13 protein-coding genes and 1 pseudogene are annotated in these 16,737 nt (G+C 71.7%); 13 read left to right on the top strand and 1 reads right to left on the bottom strand.

The features are described 5' to 3' along the window. Positions 1 to 11: 11 nt before the first annotated feature. Entirely contained in the window at positions 12 to 437 is a 426-nt protein-coding gene (locus ACF1A5_RS22845) for a Rieske (2Fe-2S) protein (RefSeq protein ID WP_392194694.1), read from the top strand. A 30-nt stretch (positions 438 to 467) separates the two neighbouring features. Here ACF1A5_RS22845 and ACF1A5_RS22850 read toward each other — a convergent pair whose 3' ends face one another. Then, complete coding sequence (locus ACF1A5_RS22850; protein WP_392194695.1) at positions 468 to 1,415, bottom strand: hypothetical protein; 948 nt, start codon at positions 1,413 to 1,415, stop codon at positions 468 to 470. A 376-nt stretch (positions 1,416 to 1,791) separates the two neighbouring features. Here ACF1A5_RS22850 and uvrC point away from each other — a divergent pair, with 376 nt between their 5' ends. The 12 genes and pseudogenes from uvrC to ACF1A5_RS22910 all read left to right on the top strand — a co-directional run. Continuing rightward, on the top strand, positions 1,792 to 3,984 hold the full coding sequence (gene uvrC / locus ACF1A5_RS22855; RefSeq protein ID WP_392194696.1) for an excinuclease ABC subunit UvrC: 2,193 nt from the start codon (positions 1,792 to 1,794) through the stop codon (positions 3,982 to 3,984). Next, entirely contained in the window at positions 3,981 to 4,982 is a 1,002-nt protein-coding gene (gene rapZ / locus ACF1A5_RS22860) for an RNase adapter RapZ (protein ID WP_392194697.1), read from the top strand. The genes uvrC and rapZ overlap by 4 nt, the downstream gene beginning before the upstream one ends. Then, positions 4,979 to 6,073, top strand: coding sequence for a uridine diphosphate-N-acetylglucosamine-binding protein YvcK (yvcK, locus tag ACF1A5_RS22865; protein WP_392194698.1), 1,095 nt, complete (start codon positions 4,979 to 4,981; stop codon positions 6,071 to 6,073). Before rapZ ends, yvcK begins: the two co-directional genes overlap by 4 nt. Continuing rightward, positions 6,064 to 7,053, top strand: coding sequence for a DNA-binding protein WhiA (whiA, locus tag ACF1A5_RS22870; protein ID WP_053762310.1), 990 nt, complete (start codon positions 6,064 to 6,066; stop codon positions 7,051 to 7,053). Before yvcK ends, whiA begins: the two co-directional genes overlap by 10 nt. A gap of 469 nt (positions 7,054 to 7,522) precedes the next feature. After that, positions 7,523 to 10,477 (top strand): M14 family zinc carboxypeptidase, encoded by a 2,955-nt coding sequence (locus ACF1A5_RS22875; protein ID WP_392194699.1) that lies wholly within the window; start codon positions 7,523 to 7,525, stop codon positions 10,475 to 10,477. A 282-nt stretch (positions 10,478 to 10,759) separates the two neighbouring features. Beyond that, a complete protein-coding gene (gap, locus tag ACF1A5_RS22880) occupies positions 10,760 to 11,767 on the top strand; it encodes a type I glyceraldehyde-3-phosphate dehydrogenase (protein WP_392194700.1) in 1,008 nt (335 codons plus the stop codon). 158 nt (positions 11,768 to 11,925) lie between these two features. Further along, a complete protein-coding gene (locus tag ACF1A5_RS22885; protein ID WP_392194701.1) occupies positions 11,926 to 13,137 on the top strand; it encodes a phosphoglycerate kinase in 1,212 nt (403 codons plus the stop codon). 6 nt (positions 13,138 to 13,143) lie between these two features. Next, positions 13,144 to 13,920 (top strand): triose-phosphate isomerase, encoded by a 777-nt coding sequence (tpiA, locus tag ACF1A5_RS22890; protein WP_392194702.1) that lies wholly within the window; start codon positions 13,144 to 13,146, stop codon positions 13,918 to 13,920. Positions 13,921 to 14,019: 99 nt separating this feature from the next. Then, positions 14,020 to 14,256 carry a preprotein translocase subunit SecG gene (gene secG, locus ACF1A5_RS22895; RefSeq protein ID WP_384659224.1) on the top strand — a complete coding sequence of 79 codons (237 nt, stop codon included), beginning with the start codon at positions 14,020 to 14,022 and terminating at the stop codon, positions 14,254 to 14,256. 203 nt (positions 14,257 to 14,459) lie between these two features. Next, on the top strand, positions 14,460 to 14,795 hold the full coding sequence (locus ACF1A5_RS22900) for an RNA polymerase-binding protein RbpA (RefSeq protein ID WP_003976875.1): 336 nt from the start codon (positions 14,460 to 14,462) through the stop codon (positions 14,793 to 14,795). A gap of 142 nt (positions 14,796 to 14,937) precedes the next feature. Further along, positions 14,938 to 16,206 carry an MFS transporter gene (locus ACF1A5_RS22905; protein WP_392194703.1) on the top strand — a complete coding sequence of 423 codons (1,269 nt, stop codon included), beginning with the start codon at positions 14,938 to 14,940 and terminating at the stop codon, positions 16,204 to 16,206. 72 nt (positions 16,207 to 16,278) lie between these two features. Continuing rightward, positions 16,279 to 16,737: pseudogene (locus ACF1A5_RS22910) on the top strand (glucose-6-phosphate isomerase); the annotation flags it as partial.

Consider the following 16,737-nt stretch of genomic DNA (forward strand, 5'->3'; position numbering starts at 1 on the left):
GTGGAGACCTCATGCCCGGCCGACCCTCCGCGAGCCGCCGTACCGTCCTTCGAGGAGCGGCCCTGGCGCCCGCCGCCGGGCTCGGGCTCGCCGCCTGCTCGCCCGTCGGCGGAACCTCGGCCCCGGCCACCCCCACGGCGCCGGTGGACCTCGGCGCCGACAGCGACCTGCCCGAGGGAGGCGCCAGGCTCCACCGGGACCACAACGTGGTGGTCAGCCGGGACGCGAAGGGCACGCTCCGCGCGTTCAGCACCATCTGCACGCACGCCCAGTGCCCCATCAACAAGCTCCAGGGCACGACGCTCGTATGCCCCTGCCACGGCAGCGAGTTCGACGCCACGACCGGCCAGGTGGTGCGGGCCCCGGCCACCGAGCCGCTGAACGAGCTCCCGGTCCGCGCCAAGGGCGGCAGGATCGTCGCCGGGCCCGGGGCCTGACGGGCGCGGCCGTCGCTCAGCGGCGTCCGCTCACCCCCACTCCCAGCCGATCCCCACGAACCCCGGCCGCACGCGTGGCTCGACCAGGTTCACCGAGCGGTGCCGTTCGCTCACCCGCAGGTCGTGGCGGCCGGTGCGCGGGGCGGCCGCCGAGTGCTGGGTGAACCGGTGGCAGCGCACCGGCAGGGCATCGGCGTCGAACCGCACCTGAAGGGCGTACTGCCCGCCCACGAAGCCGAAACCCCGGACGAACTCGCGTGACACGCCGGCCGTGCCGTCCTCGACGCCGTAGCGGAAGAGGAAGGTGTCGCCGGCCCGCAGCCGGGTGTCGAAGAGCAGCTCGGCCACGAGCACCCCGGTGTCGTGGTGCCACCGCACCCGCCCGGTCCGGCAGTTCTCCAGGGCCTGCACGGCCATCCGCTCCGGCACGCACCCCGGGTCGCCGTGATGGACGGCCACGAAACGGTCCGCGCCGTCCCGGTGGGCGCGCACGATGTGCTGGGACTCGCGCCCCGCGAGTTCGCGCCGGGCACCGATCCGGACGCGCTCGTGGTGCCCGAGGATGTGCAGGCCGCCGTCGGGCGGGCAGTCCAGCTCGGCCAGCAGCCGGTCCAGCACTCCCGACGCCTCGACCAGGGAGCGGTAGGAGCGGGCCGCGGGCTCCCGGACGAGGGGCCGCTCCTCACTCTCGGCGAGCAGGCGGATCAGGGACTCCTCCGGCAGCTGAAGGATCTCCTCCAGGGCCCTTACGGCGCGCAGGGACTCGGGGCGCTGCGGGCGCCGGGCGCCCTGCTGCCAGTAGCTGAGGCTGGTGACCCCGACCCGCACCCCGTAGCGCGAGAGGTGGTGCTGCACGCGCTGCAACGGCAGTCCCCGGGCCGCGATCGCGGCGCGCAGCGCGACGTGGAAGGGGCCGCCCCGCAGGGCCGTGTCCAGTTCCGCGGGGGCGGTGTCCGCGTGTTGTGGAGCGTGCGGCATGCAGGGGCCTTTCTGTGAAATGTTCACAACGGCTGGTCAGACCGTTCACGCCCTCGGGGCCGCCCGCCGGCGCGGCGAAACGCTTCTTCACATCCGTACGCCGTCGTTCGCGGCCCCGAGTTCCCCCGCATTGAAGCGTGTTGACCTAGTCCCGACAACACCTGAAGCCGACAGCGGCGCGCTCCTGGCCGAGTCCGCACCCCGCATCCCCCGGGGGGACGCCCGTCCTGGGAGGTGGGCCGCCGGAACGGAGACGACCGGTCACGGTGCGTGGCCGGCCCGGGGTGCGGACCAGGCGCGATGTCGTCCACAGGCCCGCCGCGGCGTTGTCCACAGGCCCGCCGCGCTGTCACCTCTCGCCAGTAGGGTGTGAGACATGGCCGACCCCTCCAGCTACCGCCCCAAGCCGGGAGACATCCCGGACACTCCCGGGGTGTACAGGTTCCGCGACGAGCACCGCCGGGTGATCTACGTCGGAAAGGCGAAGAGCCTGCGCCAGCGCCTGGCGAACTACTTCCAGGACCTGGCGAACCTGCACCCGCGCACCCGCAGCATGGTCACCACGGCCGCGTCCGTGGAGTGGACGGTGGTGTCCACGGAGGTCGAGGCGCTGCAGCTGGAGTACTCCTGGATCAAGGAGTTCGACCCCCGGTTCAACGTCAAGTACCGCGACGACAAGAGCTACCCGTACCTCGCGGTGACGATGAACGAGGAGTTCCCGCGCGTGCAGGTGATGCGCGGCCGCAAGAAGAAGGGCGTGCGCTACTTCGGGCCGTACGCGCACGCGTGGGCCATCCGGGACACCGTGGACCTGCTGCTGCGCGTCTTCCCCGTGCGCACCTGCTCGGCCGGTGTCTTCAAGAACGCCGCCCGCACCGGCCGCCCCTGCCTCCTCGGCTACATCGACAAGTGCTCGGCGCCCTGCGTCGGCCGTATCACCGCCGAGGAGCACCGCGAACTGGCCGAGGAGTTCTGCGACTTCATGGCCGGCCGCACGGGCACCTACCTGCGCCGCCTGGAGAAGCGGATGGTGGAGGCGGCCGGGGAGATGGAGTACGAGCGGGCGGCCCGCCTGCGTGACGACATCGAGGCCCTGAAGAAGGCCATGGAGAAGAACGCGGTCGTGCTCGCGGACGCGACCGACGCCGACCTCATCGCGGTCGCCGAGGACGAACTGGAGGCCGCCGTCCAGATCTTCCACGTGCGCGGCGGTCGTGTGCGCGGTCAGCGCGGTTGGGTGACGGACAAGGTGGAGGACGTCACCACGGGCGCGCTCGTGGAGCACGCGCTGCAGCAGCTGTACGGCGAGGAGAAGGGCGACGCGGTCCCCAAGGAGGTCCTCGTTCCGGCGCTGCCCGATCCGGTCGAGCCGGTCCAGCAGTGGCTCACCGACCGGCGCGGGTCCAACGTCTCGCTGCGCATCCCGCAGCGCGGCGACAAGAAGGCTCTCATGGAGACGGTCCAGCGCAACGCCCAGCAGTCGCTCGTCCTGCACAAGACCAGGCGCGCCTCCGACCTGACCACGCGCTCGCGCGCCCTGGAGGAGATCGCCGAGGCCCTCGACCTGGACAGCGCCCCCCTGCGGATCGAGTGCTACGACATCTCCCACCTCCAGGGCGACGATGTGGTCGCCTCCATGGTGGTCTTCGAGGACGGCCTGCAGCGCAAGAGCGAGTACCGGCGCTTCCAGATCAAGGGCTTCGAGGGCCAGGACGACGTCCGGTCCATGCACGAGGTGATCACCCGCCGCTTCCGGCGCTATCTGGCCGAGAAGGAGAGGACCGGCGAGTGGGCCGACGGTGAGGAAACCGCCACCGGCACCCCGGCCGCCACCGGCGCCCCGGTGTCCCCCGTCATCGGCACCCCGGCCGACGGCGGCCCCGCCCCCGCCGCCGCCCCCGACGGAGGTCCGGCCGCCCCGGGCGCCGACGGTTCGGGGAACGCCTCCCCGGGCGGCCTCATCGAGGACGACGGGCGGCCCAAGCGGTTCGCGTACCCGCCGCAGCTCGTCGTCGTCGACGGCGGGCAGCCGCAGGTGGCGGCCGCCCGGCGGGCCCTGGACGAGCTGGGCATCGACGACATCGCCGTGTGCGGCCTGGCCAAGCGCCTGGAGGAGGTCTGGGTGCCGGGCGACGACGACCCGGTGGTCCTGCCCCGCTCCAGCGAGGGCCTCTACCTGCTGCAGCGCGTCCGCGACGAGGCCCACCGCTTCGCGATCACCTACCAGCGCACCAAACGGGCCAAGCGGTTCCGGGCCGGACCGCTGGACGACGTGCCGGGCCTCGGCGAGACACGCAAGCAGGCGTTGATCAAGCATTTCGGCTCGGTGAAGAAGCTGCGATCCGCCACAATCGACCAGATCTGTGAGGTTCCCGGCATAGGCCGCAAAACGGCCGAGGCGATCGCCGTGGCCCTTGCCCAGGCGGCCCCGGCCGCCCCTGCCGTCAACATGGCGACGGGAGAGATCATGGAAGACGTGGAAGACGTGGTACCCGGGACGACGACGGGTTCCGCAGGGGAGCCCGTGCCCACGGGCAGCCCGGAAGAGCGACGGGGGCAGGAGACATGACAGAGCACGAGAAGCAGCCCACGGCTCAGCCGGATCAGGCGCACACGGAAGAGCGCGAGGACCACCCGCAGCAGACGGTCCAGAAAGACGGAGCACAGGTGAGTACGGGCATCGACACGGCCGGGGTCCCCGAGGCCGCCATCCCCGAGCTGGTGATCATCTCCGGCATGTCCGGGGCCGGCCGGTCCACGGCGGCCAAGTGTCTGGAGGACCTCGGCTGGTTCGTCGTCGACAACCTGCCGCCCGCGCTGATCCCCACCATGGTGGAGCTCGGCGCCCGCTCGCAGGGCAACGTGGCACGTATCGCGGTCGTCGTCGACGTCCGCGGCCGCCGCTTCTTCGACAACCTGCGGGAGTCCCTGGCGGACCTGGAGGCGAAGCACGTCACCCGGCGGATCGTCTTCCTGGAGTCCTCCGACGAGGCGCTGGTGCGCCGCTTCGAGTCGGTGCGCCGGCCCCACCCCCTCCAGGGCGACGGCCGGATCGTCGACGGCATCGCCGCCGAGCGGGAGCTGCTGCGCGAGCTCCGCGGCGACGCCGACCTGGTGATCGACACCTCCAGCCTCAACGTCCACGAGCTGCGCGCCAAGATGGACGCCCAGTTCGCCGGCGAGGAGGAGCCGGAGCTGCGGGCCACCGTCATGTCCTTCGGCTTCAAGTACGGCCTCCCGGTCGACGCCGACCTGGTCGCGGACATGCGGTTCCTGCCCAACCCGCACTGGGTCCCCGAGCTGCGCCCGTACACCGGCGTCAACGAGGAGGTCGCCGCGTACGTGTTCAACCAGCCCGGCGCCAAGGAGTTCCTCGACCGCTACGCCGAACTGCTGCGTCTGATCGCGGCCGGGTACCGCCGCGAGGGCAAGCGCTACGTCACCATCGCCATCGGCTGCACCGGCGGCAAGCACCGCTCGGTGGCCATGTCGGAGAAGCTCGCCGCGCGGCTCGCGGCCGAGGGCGTGGAGACCGTCGTCGTGCACCGGGACATGGGGCGCGAGTGACCGGACGTACTCCGCGGCTGGGCAGGCTGCGCCGGGTGGTGCCCGAGGCGCGTGCGGGCCGCCAGCCGGCCGAGTCGCGCGCCGGCCGCCCGGCCGAGGCCCGCGGGGCCCGGCCGCGCCGCCGCGGCGCCCAGCCCAAGGTGGTCGCCCTCGGCGGCGGCATGGGCCTGTCCGCCTCGCTCGCCGCGCTGCGCCGCATCACCGGCGATCTGACCGCCGTCGTCACCGTGGCCGACGACGGCGGCTCCAGCGGTCGCCTGCGCGACGAGCTGGGGGTGCTGCCGCCCGGCGACCTGCGCAAGGCGCTGGCCGCGCTGTGCGGGGACGACGACTGGGGCCAGACCTGGGCCCGTGTCATCCAGCACCGCTTCACCTCCCAGGGCGACCTCCACGACCACGCGGTCGGCAACCTGCTCATCGTGGCCCTGTGGGAGCAGCTCGGCGACCACGTCCAGGCCCTGGACCTGGTCGGCAAGCTGCTCGGCGCACACGGCCGGGTGCTGCCGATGTCCGCCGTGCCCCTGGAACTGCAGGCCCTGGTCAAGGGGCACGACCCGGAGCGGCCCGACGACGTCGACACCGTCCGCGGCCAGGCGACCGTCGCGCTCACCCCGGGCGAGGTGCAGTCCGTGCACCTGGTGCCGCACGACCCGCCCGCCGTCCCCGAGGCCGTCGCGGCGGTGCTGGACGCGGACTGGGTGGTGCTCGGCCCCGGCTCCTGGTTCTCCTCGGTCATCCCGCACCTGCTGGTGCCCGACCTCCTGGACGCGCTGACGCAGACCAAGGCGCGCCGGGTACTCTCACTGAACCTCGCTCCGCAGCCAGGAGAAACCGACGGCTTCTCCCCGCAGCGTCATTTGGAGGTTTTGGGACGACACGCCCCTAAACTCGCCCTGGACGTGGTGCTGGCCGACGAGGCCGCCGTACCCGACCGCGAGGTCCTCACCGAGGCCGCCAAGCGGTTCGGTGCCGCGGTCGAGCTGGCGCCGGTGGCCCGGAGAGACGGAACCCCTCGGCACGACCCGGAGCTGCTGGCCGCCGCGTACGACCGTATTTTTCGGATGCATGGAAGGATCGGCCCATGGCGATGACGGCAGCGGTGAAGGACGAGATCTCCCGGCTCCCCGTCACCCGGACCTGCTGCAGGAAGGCGGAGGTCTCCGCCATCCTGCGGTTCGCCGGCGGCCTCCATCTGGTCAGCGGGCGCATCGTGATCGAGGCGGAGCTGGACACCGCGATGGCGGCCCGGCGCCTCAAGCGGGACATCTTGGAGATCTTCGGCCACAGCTCCGAGCTGATCGTGATGGCACCCGGCGGGCTGCGCCGGGGATCGCGCTACGTCGTGCGCGTCGTCGCGGGCGGCGACCAGCTGGCCCGCCAGACCGGCCTCGTCGACGGCCGGGGACGCCCGATCCGGGGCCTGCCCCCGCAGGTGGTCTCGGGGGCCACCTGCGACGCCGAGGCGGCCTGGCGAGGTGCCTTCCTGGCCCACGGCTCGCTCACCGAGCCCGGTCGTTCCTCCTCGCTCGAGGTGACCTGCCCGGGCCCGGAGGCCGCGCTGGCGCTGGTCGGTGCCGCCCGCCGGCTGTCGATCGCGGCCAAGGCGCGCGAGGTGCGCGGAGTGGACCGGGTCGTCGTCCGCGACGGTGACGCCATCGGCGCCCTGCTGACCCGGCTCGGGGCGCACGAGTCCGTGCTGGCCTGGGAGGAGCGGCGGATGCGTCGCGAGGTCCGCGCCACGGCGAACCGGCTGGCCAACTTCGACGACGCCAACCTGCGCCGCTCCGCCCGCGCCGCGGTGGCGGCCGGAGCCCGGGTCCAGCGCGCCCTGGAGATCCTCGCCGACGACGTGCCCGAGCACCTCGCGGCGGCGGGCCGGCTGCGCATGGAGCACAAGCAGGCGTCCCTGGAGGAGCTGGGCGCGCTCGCCGACCCGCCGCTGACCAAGGACGCCGTCGCCGGCCGTATCCGCCGTCTGCTGGCGATGGCCGACAAGCGCGCCTCCGACCTCGGCATCCCGGGCACGGAGGCCAACCTCAGCGAGGAGCTGGCGGACAACCTCGCGGGCTGACACGGAGGACGGCGAAGGCTCCGCGCGCCACCGCGCGGCTCGCGCGAGCCCGCGTCGTCACCTGTGCCGGTAGCCGGTAGCCGGCCGCTCATGCCCGTCCCCTTCGGTTCCTCGCGGGCGAGTGCCCAGCCCCCCCGCCGACCGCCACCCGCCGCCCCCATCGACTCCCGTCCGTCCTTCGGTCGCCACTCCACACCCTTGCCCCCGTCCGTACCCGCCGTCGGCCCCAACACCCCGGGCCCGTCCGCCCCGCGGTCGGCCCTCACCCCCGGCCCCCGTCCGTCCCGCGGTCGGCCCCGTACCCCGCCCCCGCCCGTCCCGCGGTCGGCCCCAAAGCCCGGGCGCTCGTGCTCAATCGAGGCCCCGGTACCTGCATTGCCCTGTCTTTGAAGCACCCTTGACTCGATCTAGGAGTGACATGAGCCTGGCAACTGTCCGTCGCCGTGGCGGACCACCGCTAGGGGGGTTCATGAGACACAGAGCGAGATCGATCCTCGCTGTCGGCGCGCTCCTGCTCGGCGGAGCGATCCTCGCGCCCGTCGCCCAGGCGCAGAGCGGGAGTTCACCCCGGCCCGACCCGGACGAGGTGAAGGTCTTCCGCGCCGACGTCACCGCGCGGCAGTTACCCCTGCTGCTGAAGGCCGGTCAGGACGCCCAGGAACTGGGCGAGCGGATGAGCGGCAGGGACCGGGCCGCCGTCGAGCTCTACCTGACCGACCGACAGGCCGAGCGGCTCCGGACGCAGGGCGTCCGCCTCACCGAGCACACGCTCCCGGCCACCGCCGGCAGACGCGTCGCCGCCGCCGGCCAGGGCGTGTTCCGCCCGTACAGCGGCAAGGGGGGCCTGAAGGAGGAGATCGTCCGGACCGGCCAGGCCCATCCGGGCCTCACCAAGGTCGTCTCCATCGGCCGGACCGTGGGCGGCCAGGACATCCTGGCGGTCAAACTCACGAAGGACGCCAGGAAGACCAGGGACGGCTCCCGGCCGGCCGTGCTGTACATGTCCAACCAGCATGCGCGCGAGTGGATCACGCCGGAGATGACCCGCCGGCTGATGCACTACTACCTGGACCACTACCGGACCGACAGGCGCGTGAGGAAGCTCGTCGACACGACCGAGCTGTGGTTCGTCGTCTCCGCCAACCCCGACGGGTACGACTACACCTTCAAGGACGCCGGCGCCCGCCTGTGGCGCAAGAACCTGCGCGACGTCAACGGCGACGGCACCATCTCCACCGGTGACGGCGTGGACCTCAACCGCAACTTCCCCTACAAGTGGGGCTACGACGACGAGGGTTCCTCGCCCAATCCCACCAGCGAGACCTACCGGGGCGCGGCCCCCGCCTCCGAGCCCGAGACGCAGGCGCTGGACCGGTTCGAGAAGCGCGTCCACTTCGCGTTCGGCATCAACTACCACTCCGCCGCCCAGCTCCTGCTGTACGGCGTCGGCTGGCAGGTGGCCACCCCGACCCCGGACGACGTCCTCTACAAGGCGCTGGCCGGCACACCGGACAACCCGGCGATCCCGGGCTACCGTTCCCAGGTCTCCTCGGAGCTGTACACCACCAACGGCGAGGCGGACGGCCACGCGGCGAACGTCAACGGCATGGGGATGTTCACCCCCGAGATGTCGACCTGTCAGACCGCCTCGAACGTCGACCCGAACGACGCCTGGAACGCGGCCGACTGCCGGTCGATCTTCACCTTCCCCGACGACGAGAAGCTGATCGAGCAGGAATTCGAGAAGAACGTCCCGTTCGCGCTCTCCGTCGCCGAGACGGCCGGCCACCCCGACCGGCCGGCCTCCTCGGTCGGTCTGAGCGCCGCCGACTTCACCCCGGCCGCCTTCCCGACGTCGTACGCGCGCGGCGCCGACCAGGAGGTCTCCGCCGTCGTACGCAAGTCCGTGCGGGACAAGAGGCTCAGGTACCGCGTCAACGGCGGCCGCACCCAGGAGCGGGCACTGCGGCCCTGGAAGGGCGGCCGGACCTACGGCGGCGACGACAACCTCCACTTCGACGAGTACCGGGCCGCGGTCCGCGGAGCCCGGCCGGGCGACCGGGTCGAGGTGTGGTTCACGGGCCGCGGCGGCAGCGGCAAACGGGTCTCCGGCGGCCGCTTCACCTACACCGTGGCCGAGCGGCCCCGGGCCGACACGCTCGTGGTCGCCGAGGAGGGCGCGGCCGCGACGCAGGCGCGGACGTACGTGGACGCGCTGAAGGCGAACGGCCGCGCGGCGATCGTCTGGGACGTGGCGCGGCAGGGCGTGCCCGACGCTCTCGGCGTGCTGCGGCACTTCCGCACGGTCGTCCACTACTCGGGCGCCAAGGGCCCGGGCAACCCGACCCAGTTGCAGTTGCGCGCCTACCTCAACGAGGGCGGTCGGCTGATCGAGGCGGGGGAGCGGGCCGGCGGCAGCGTCGACCTCGGCGACGGCACGCCCTCGGACGACTTCAGCCAGTACTACCTGGGCGCCTACTCGCGCACGTCCACCTCGGGGGCCACCGGCTTCACCGGGTCCGGCCGGCTCGCCGGGTTCACCGGAGCGCTCGGCGACGCGCCCGGCAACCCGCTGGACCAGGCGGGCACCTACGGGGTGACCTCCGAGGAACTGCCGGCCGACAAGTACCCCCAGTTCACCAGTGCGGGTGCCGGGCGGTTCGCCGGGACCGTCAACCCGTACGGGCCGTACACGGGCGCGTACATGGCAGCCGCGGTGCACAGCGACGACGGTTACAAGCGCCTCACCCGCACCATCGACCTCACCCAGGTCGCCGCCACCGACCGGCCCGCGCTGCGCACCCGGCTGCTGTGGGACACCGAGCCGGGCTACGACCACGCGCTCCTGGAGATCCGCACCAGCGGGGCGGACGACTGGACGACCCTGCCCGAGGCGGGCGGGCGGACGAGCACCGCCGTGCCCGCGGAGTGCGAGGCCGGGTTCCTGATCAACGAGCACCCCTGGCTCAGGCACTACCTGACCCCGTCCGCCGGCGGCTGCGCTCCCACCGGCACCAGCGGCGCGTGGAACAGCCTCACCGGATCCTCCGGCGGCTGGCAGCAGGTGAGCTTCGACCTGAGCGCGTACGCCGGCAGGTCGGTCGAGGTCTCCCTCGCCTACGTCACCGACCCGGGCACCGGCGGCCACGGCATGCTCGCCGACGACGCCTCGCTCGTGGTCGGCGGCAGCGCCCGGGACACCGAGGGCTTCGAGACGTCGCTCGGGCCCTGGAGCGTGCCCGGACCGCCCGCGGGCAGCCCGGCCGCGCTGAAGGACTGGGCCCGCACCGGCACCCTTTTCCAGACGTACGGAGCGGTCACCGCGAACCGGACCGTGCTGCTCGGATTCGGGCTCGAACAGGTGCCCGCGGCGGCCGACCGGACGGCTCTGCTGAGGAGGGCGCTGGCGGCACTCGACAAGTGAGCCGGCCCCCTCTCGAAGGGGCACCCGACAACTGAGCCGACCCCCTCACGAACGAGTACCGATGGGGGTCGAAAGGCGCCGACTTTCCCGGATGAAGGGGCGTGATCCGGGCGCCTGCTCGGGGTGGTCCGTACCCCTACTGGCGGGTACGGACCACGGTGCCGTGTATGGGGCATGTGGATGCCACCAGACAGGCCGCAGAGAGGTAGGGTCGGGGGTGGTCGGGGACATCCCATACAGCTCGCCGGCGTCGAGCCGGCGTACCAACGAGGAGATCGGTTCGTGACGATCCGCGTAGGCATCAACGGCTTTGGCCGCATCGGTCGTAACTACTTCCGCGCGCTGCTGGAGCAGGGTGCGGACATCGAGATCGTGGCTGTCAACGACCTGGGTGACACCGCGACCACCGCCCACCTGCTCAAGTACGACACGATCCTCGGTCGTCTGACCGAGGAGGTGTCCCACACTGCGGACACCATCACCGTCGGCGGCAGGACGATCAAGGTCCTCTCCGAGCGCAACCCCGCCGACATCCCGTGGGGCGAGCTGGGCGTGGACATCGTCATCGAGTCCACCGGCATCTTCACCAAGAAGGAAGACGCCGAGAAGCACATCGCGGGCGGCGCCAAGAAGGTCATCATCTCGGCTCCGGCCAAGGACGAAGACGTCACCATCGTGATGGGCGTCAACCACGACCAGTACGACCCGGCGAACCACCACGTCATCTCCAACGCCTCCTGCACCACCAACTGCGTGGCGCCGATGGCGAAGGTCCTCGACGAGAACTTCGGCATCGTCAAGGGCCTGATGACCACGGTGCACGCGTACACGAACGACCAGCGCATCCTGGACTTCCCGCACAAGGACCTGCGCCGCGCCCGTGCCGCCGCCGAGAACATCATCCCGACCACCACCGGTGCCGCCAAGGCCACCGCCCTGGTGCTGCCGCAGCTCAAGGGCAAGCTGGACGGCATGGCCATGCGCGTCCCGGTCCCGACCGGCTCGGTCACCGACCTCGTCATCGAGCTCGGCCGCGAGGTCACCAAGGAAGAGGTCAACGCCGCCTTCCAGAAGGCCGCCGAGGGCGAGCTGAAGGGCATCCTCGAGTACACCGAGGACGCGATCGTCTCCTCCGACATCGTCAACGCCCCGGCGTCCTGCACCTTCGATTCCTCCCTGACCATGGTCCAGGAGGGCAAGAACGTGAAGGTCATCGGTTGGTACGACAACGAGTGGGGCTACTCCAACCGCCTCGTCGACCTGACGGTCTTCGTCGGCAACCAGCTCTGATCGCCGCACCAGGCACCGCGAGGTGAGAGCAGGGCTCGGGCAGCGCAGGTCGCGCCGTCCGAGCCCTGACTCACGTACGGCGGGCCGCTCCCCCGGACCGGCCCGCCGGCAGCTCGATCACCCCTCGTACGATCAAGAGCCCTTCCTCAGGAGTACCTATGAAGACGATCGACGAACTGCTCTCCGAAGACGTGTCCGGCAAGCGGGTCTTCGTCCGCGCCGACCTCAACGTCCCGCTCGCCGACGGAGTCATCACCGACGACGGCCGCATCCGCGCCGTACTGCCCACCGTAAAGGCCCTCGCCGAGGCGGGCGCCAAGGTGGTCGTCGCCTCCCACCTGGGCCGCCCCAAGGGCGCCCCGGACCCCGCCTTCTCGCTGCTGCCCGCGGCCGAGCGGCTCGGTGAACTCCTCGGCGCGCCCGTGGCGTTCGCCGAGGACACCGTCGGCCCGGCCGCGCACGACGCCGTGGACGGCCTCCAGCCCGGCCAGGTCGCGGTCATCGAGAACCTGCGCTTCAACCCCGGCGAGACCTCCAAGGACGACACCGAGCGCGGCGAGTTCGCCGACCGACTGGCCGCCCTCGCGGACGTCTACGTCGGCGACGGCTTCGGCGCCGTGCACCGCAAGCACGCCTCCGTCTACGACCTCCCGGCCCGGCTGCCGCACTACGCCGGCTTCCTCATCGCCACCGAGGTCGGCGTCCTGAGGAAGCTCACCCAGGACGTCAAGCGCCCCTACGTCGTCGCGCTCGGCGGCGCGAAGGTCTCCGACAAGCTCGCCGTCATCGACCAGCTCCTGGGCAAGGCGGACCGGCTGCTCATCGGCGGCGGCATGGCCTACACCTTCCTCAAGGCCAAGGGCTACGAGGTCGGCATCTCCCTCCTGCAGGAGGACCAGGTGCCCGCCGTCGCCGAGTACATGGAGCGCGCCGAGAAGAACGGCGTCGAGCTGGTGCTCCCGGTCGACGTGGTGGCCTCCACCGAGTTCCCCGACCTGAAGACCAAGGCGCCCACGCAGCACGTCGTCGTGGACGCGGACAAGATCCCCGCCGACCACGAGGGCCTGGACATCGGCCCGAAGACCCGCGAGCTGTACGCCACGAAGCTCGCCGACGCCGCCACCGTCTTCTGGAACGGCCCGATGGGCGTCTTCGAGCACCCCGACTACGCCGAGGGCACCAAGGCCGTCGCACAGGCCCTCGTCGACTCGAACGGCTTCACCGTAGTGGGTGGCGGCGACTCCGCCGCCGCGGTCCGTACGCTGGGCTTCGACGAGTCGGCATTCGGCCACATCTCGACCGGCGGCGGCGCCTCCCTCGAATACCTCGAGGGCAAGACGCTCCCCGGCCTCGCCGCACTGGAGGACTGACCAAGCATGAGTACGCGCACGCCGCTGATGGCGGGCAACTGGAAGATGAACCTCAACCACCTCGAGGCCATCGCCCACGTCCAGAAGCTCGCCTTCGCCCTGGCCGACAAGGACTACGAGGCCGTCGAGGTCGCCGTCCTGCCGCCCTTCACCGACCTGCGCTCCGTACAGACCCTGGTCGACGGCGACAAGCTGCAGATCAAGTACGGCGCCCAGGACGTCTCGCAGCACGACTCCGGGGCCTACACCGGCGAGATCTCGGGCTCGATGCTGGCCAAGCTCAAGTGCACCTACGTGGTGATCGGCCACTCCGAGCGACGCCAGTACCACGCCGAGACCGACGAGCTGGTCAACGCCAAGACGAAGGCCGCCTTCCGGCACGGCCTGACCCCGATCCTGTGCGTCGGCGAGGAACTGGCGGTCCGCGAGGCGGGCAACCAGGTCTCCCACACGCTCGCCCAGGTCGAGGGCGGTCTGAAGGACCTCCCGGCCGAGCAGGTCGAGTCCATCGTGATCGCCTACGAGCCGGTCTGGGCGATCGGCACCGGAAAGGTCTGCGGCGCCGAGGACGCCCAGGAGGTCTGCGCCGCCGTCCGCGGCAAGATCGCCGAGCTGTACTCGCAGGACGTGGCCGACAAGGTGCGCATCCAGTACGGCGGCTCGGTGAAGTCGGGCAATGTCGCCGAGATCATGGCGCAGGCCGACATCGACGGCGCCCTGGTCGGCGGTGCCTCGCTGGACGCGGACGAGTTCGTCAAGATCGTGCGCTTCCGCGAGCAGTGAGTATGCCGTAGGGACGATCCGTCGTACCCTTGCGGGGGTGTGGTGGGGCTACCACCGCACCCCCGTCGTCCATCCGAATCCGAGGAAGTTGGTCCAGCCGTGGTTCTGGGGTTCTCGATCGCCCTGATCGTCTTCAGCCTGTTGCTGATGCTGCTGGTGCTGATGCACAAGGGGAAGGGCGGCGGCCTCTCCGACATGTTCGGTGGCGGAATGCAGTCCTCCGTCGGCGGCTCCTCGGTCGCCGAGCGCAACCTCGACCGGATCACCGTGGTGATCGGTCTGTTGTGGTTTGCGTGCATCGTGGTGCTCGGCCTTCTCATGAAGACGAACAGCTGACGCGTTCCACCCGCACAATCCGTACGTATGGCCCCATGTACGGTACGCGCTCCTGAGCGCGGCCTATCATGGGGCTTGCGTCTTTGTAGGGGGCTGTAACTCCTATCACTGGACGCGCGTTGGGCCTTACGTAGACTGAGGCGCTCGCAGCGAAGCGAAACGCCGACTCGCTTGGCGGCACCATCACGCAGGGAGTTACGACCGTGGCAAGTGGCAACGCGATCCGAGGAAGCCGGGTCGGGGCTGGGCCGATGGGCGAGGCCGAGCGCGGCGAGTCCGCGCCGCGTCTGCGCATCTCCTTCTGGTGCTCCAACGGGCACGAGACGCAGCCCAGCTTCGCCAGCGACGCGCAGGTGCCCGAAACCTGGGACTGCCCGCGCTGCGGCTTCCCGGCCGGTCAGGACCGGGACAACCCGCCGGACCCACCGCGCACCGAGCCGTACAAGACGCACCTGGCGTACGTGCGGGAGCGGCGCAGCGACGCGGACGGCGAGGCGATCCTCGCCGAGGCGCTCGCCAAACTGCGGGGCGAGATCTAGACGTTCAGGTCCCGCCGGGCGCCCGAGGGCGCGGGCCGGACCTGTCGCATGGGCCGCAGGGGCCGCCCACTCACGGCCCGTTGTCAGTGCCTCCCCCTACGGTGTGTGCATCGGGACTTCGGTGCTTCGTGCGGGGGATGTCGTGACGGCGGTCGAGGCGGTGGACAGGTCCGCGCCCACGTGGCGCGGGGGATTCGGGCGGCTGTGGACGGCCGCCGTGACCTCACGGTTCGGGGACGCCCTGCGGACCGCCGCGCTCCCGCTGCTCGCCGTGCGCCTGACCGACGAGCCTCTCGTCATCGCCTCCGTGACCGCCTGCGGCTATGTGCCCTGGCTGCTGTTCGGGCTGCTCGGCGGCGCCCTGGCGGACCGCGTCGACCAGCGACGGGCGATGTGGGCGGTGGACACCGTACGCGGGCTGCTCGTCGCCGGTTTCGCCCTCGCCGTCGGCCTCGGGCACGCGTCGATCCCGCTGCTGCTCCTGCTCGCCTTCTCGCTGACCACCCTGCAGACCCTGTTCGACAACGCCTCCACGGCCCTGCTGCCGTCCCTGGTGGACCGCGGCGCCCTGAGCAGCGCGAACGCCCGGCTGATGACCGGCCAGCAGCTCGCCGGCGGGCTACTGGCCGGCCCGTTCGTGCCGCTGCTGCTGACGGCCGGGGTGTGCGTGCCCTTCGTGGCCGACGCGGGCACCTATCTGGTGGCCGCCGCCCTCGTGGCGTCCCTGCGCGTCCGGCTCCCGCAGCGGGATCGCCGCCCGGGCGGCAGCACCCTGCGCGGGGAGATCGGCGCGGGTCTGCGCGCGCTGTGGGGCGACCGGGCGCTGCGGGCCGTCTGCGTGTCCACGCTGCTGTGCAACATCGGCATGGGTGCCCTGATCGCCACGCTGGTCCTGCAGGTGACGCGCTGGCTGCACGCGGGCGACGCGGGGTACGCGGCCGCGATGACGGCGTACTCCGCCGGCAGCCTCGCCGGCGGGTTCGCCGCCCGGCGGATCGCGCGCCGCCTCGGGCGGGTGCGCGCCCTTCTGCTCGCCGGAACCGTCCAGACGTCGTCCCTCGTCCTCGTCGGGACCGTCCGCCACCTCGGCGCCCTGCTCGCCGGCATGGCGCTGCTGGGTGTGATGGGCATGGTGTGGAACGTCAACCAGGTCACGCTGATGCAGCAGCGCAGCCCCGCGTCGATGGTGGGGCGTGTCGCCTCGGCCTTCCGCACCGCCTCCACCTCCGGTGCCCCGCTGGGCGCCCTCCTCGGCGGGGCCGTGGCCCGGTGGTACGGACTGAACGGGCCCGCGCTGTTCGCGGCCGCCCTCTTCGCGCTCGCCGTCACCTCGTTGATACCCGCGCGCAAGCCGGACGTACCTGTTGTTGCGCCGGACGACGGCGTCAGGGCCGGTCGGCCCGGGCGCTGATCAATTAGGTTGGGACCGGCAGCGGGGCAAGGTACACAGCAGGACAGTTGCGAGAGAAGGCTGAAGTCCGAAATGAACGCAGACGGCCGTACCAGGCTCAACCACATGCCCGAGTGGACCGCCCTGGAGGACCACCGCGCGCGCACGCTCCGCGAGCCGGATCTGCGGGAGCTGTTCGCGGCCGACCCGGGGCGTGCCGAGCGGTACACGGTCCGGGTCGGGGACCTGCGCATCGACTACTCCAAGCATCTGGTCACCGACGAGACCCTCGCCCTGTTGCAGGAACTGGCGGTGGCCACGGATGTGTTCGGGTTGCGGGACGCGATGTTCCGTGGTGAGCGGATCAACGTCACGGAGGACCGGGCGGTGCTGCACACGGCGCTGCGCGCGCCGCGTGGGGCGGTGGTCGAGGCCGGTGGGGAGAACGTGGTGCCCGCCGTGCACGCGGTCCTGGACAAGATGGCCGATTTCGCGGACCGGGTTCGTTCGGGCGAGTGGACCGGGCACACCGGGCGGCGGATCAGGAACGTC

It is taken from the genome of Streptomyces sp. NPDC014864, from assembly GCF_043081525.1.
GTDB lineage: Bacteria > Actinomycetota > Actinomycetes > Streptomycetales > Streptomycetaceae > Streptomyces.

Bases quoted from the DNA above. Each gene is read 5' to 3' on its own strand.
- uvrC (WP_392194696.1), top strand. From the start codon at position 1,792: ATGGCCGACCCCTCCAGCTACCGCCCCAAGCCGGGAGACATCCCGGAC.
- rapZ (WP_392194697.1), top strand. From the start codon at position 3,981: ATGACAGAGCACGAGAAGCAGCCCACGGCTCAGCCGGATCAGGCGCAC.
- ACF1A5_RS22875 (WP_392194699.1), top strand. From the start codon at position 7,523: ATGAGACACAGAGCGAGATCGATCCTCGCTGTCGGCGCGCTCCTGCTC.
- ACF1A5_RS22845 (WP_392194694.1), top strand. From the start codon at position 12: ATGCCCGGCCGACCCTCCGCGAGCCGCCGTACCGTCCTTCGAGGAGCG.
- ACF1A5_RS22885 (WP_392194701.1), top strand. From the start codon at position 11,926: ATGAAGACGATCGACGAACTGCTCTCCGAAGACGTGTCCGGCAAGCGG.
- tpiA (WP_392194702.1), top strand. From the start codon at position 13,144: ATGAGTACGCGCACGCCGCTGATGGCGGGCAACTGGAAGATGAACCTC.
- whiA (WP_053762310.1), top strand. From the start codon at position 6,064: ATGGCGATGACGGCAGCGGTGAAGGACGAGATCTCCCGGCTCCCCGTC.
- ACF1A5_RS22850 (WP_392194695.1), bottom strand. From the start codon at position 1,415: ATGCCGCACGCTCCACAACACGCGGACACCGCCCCCGCGGAACTGGAC.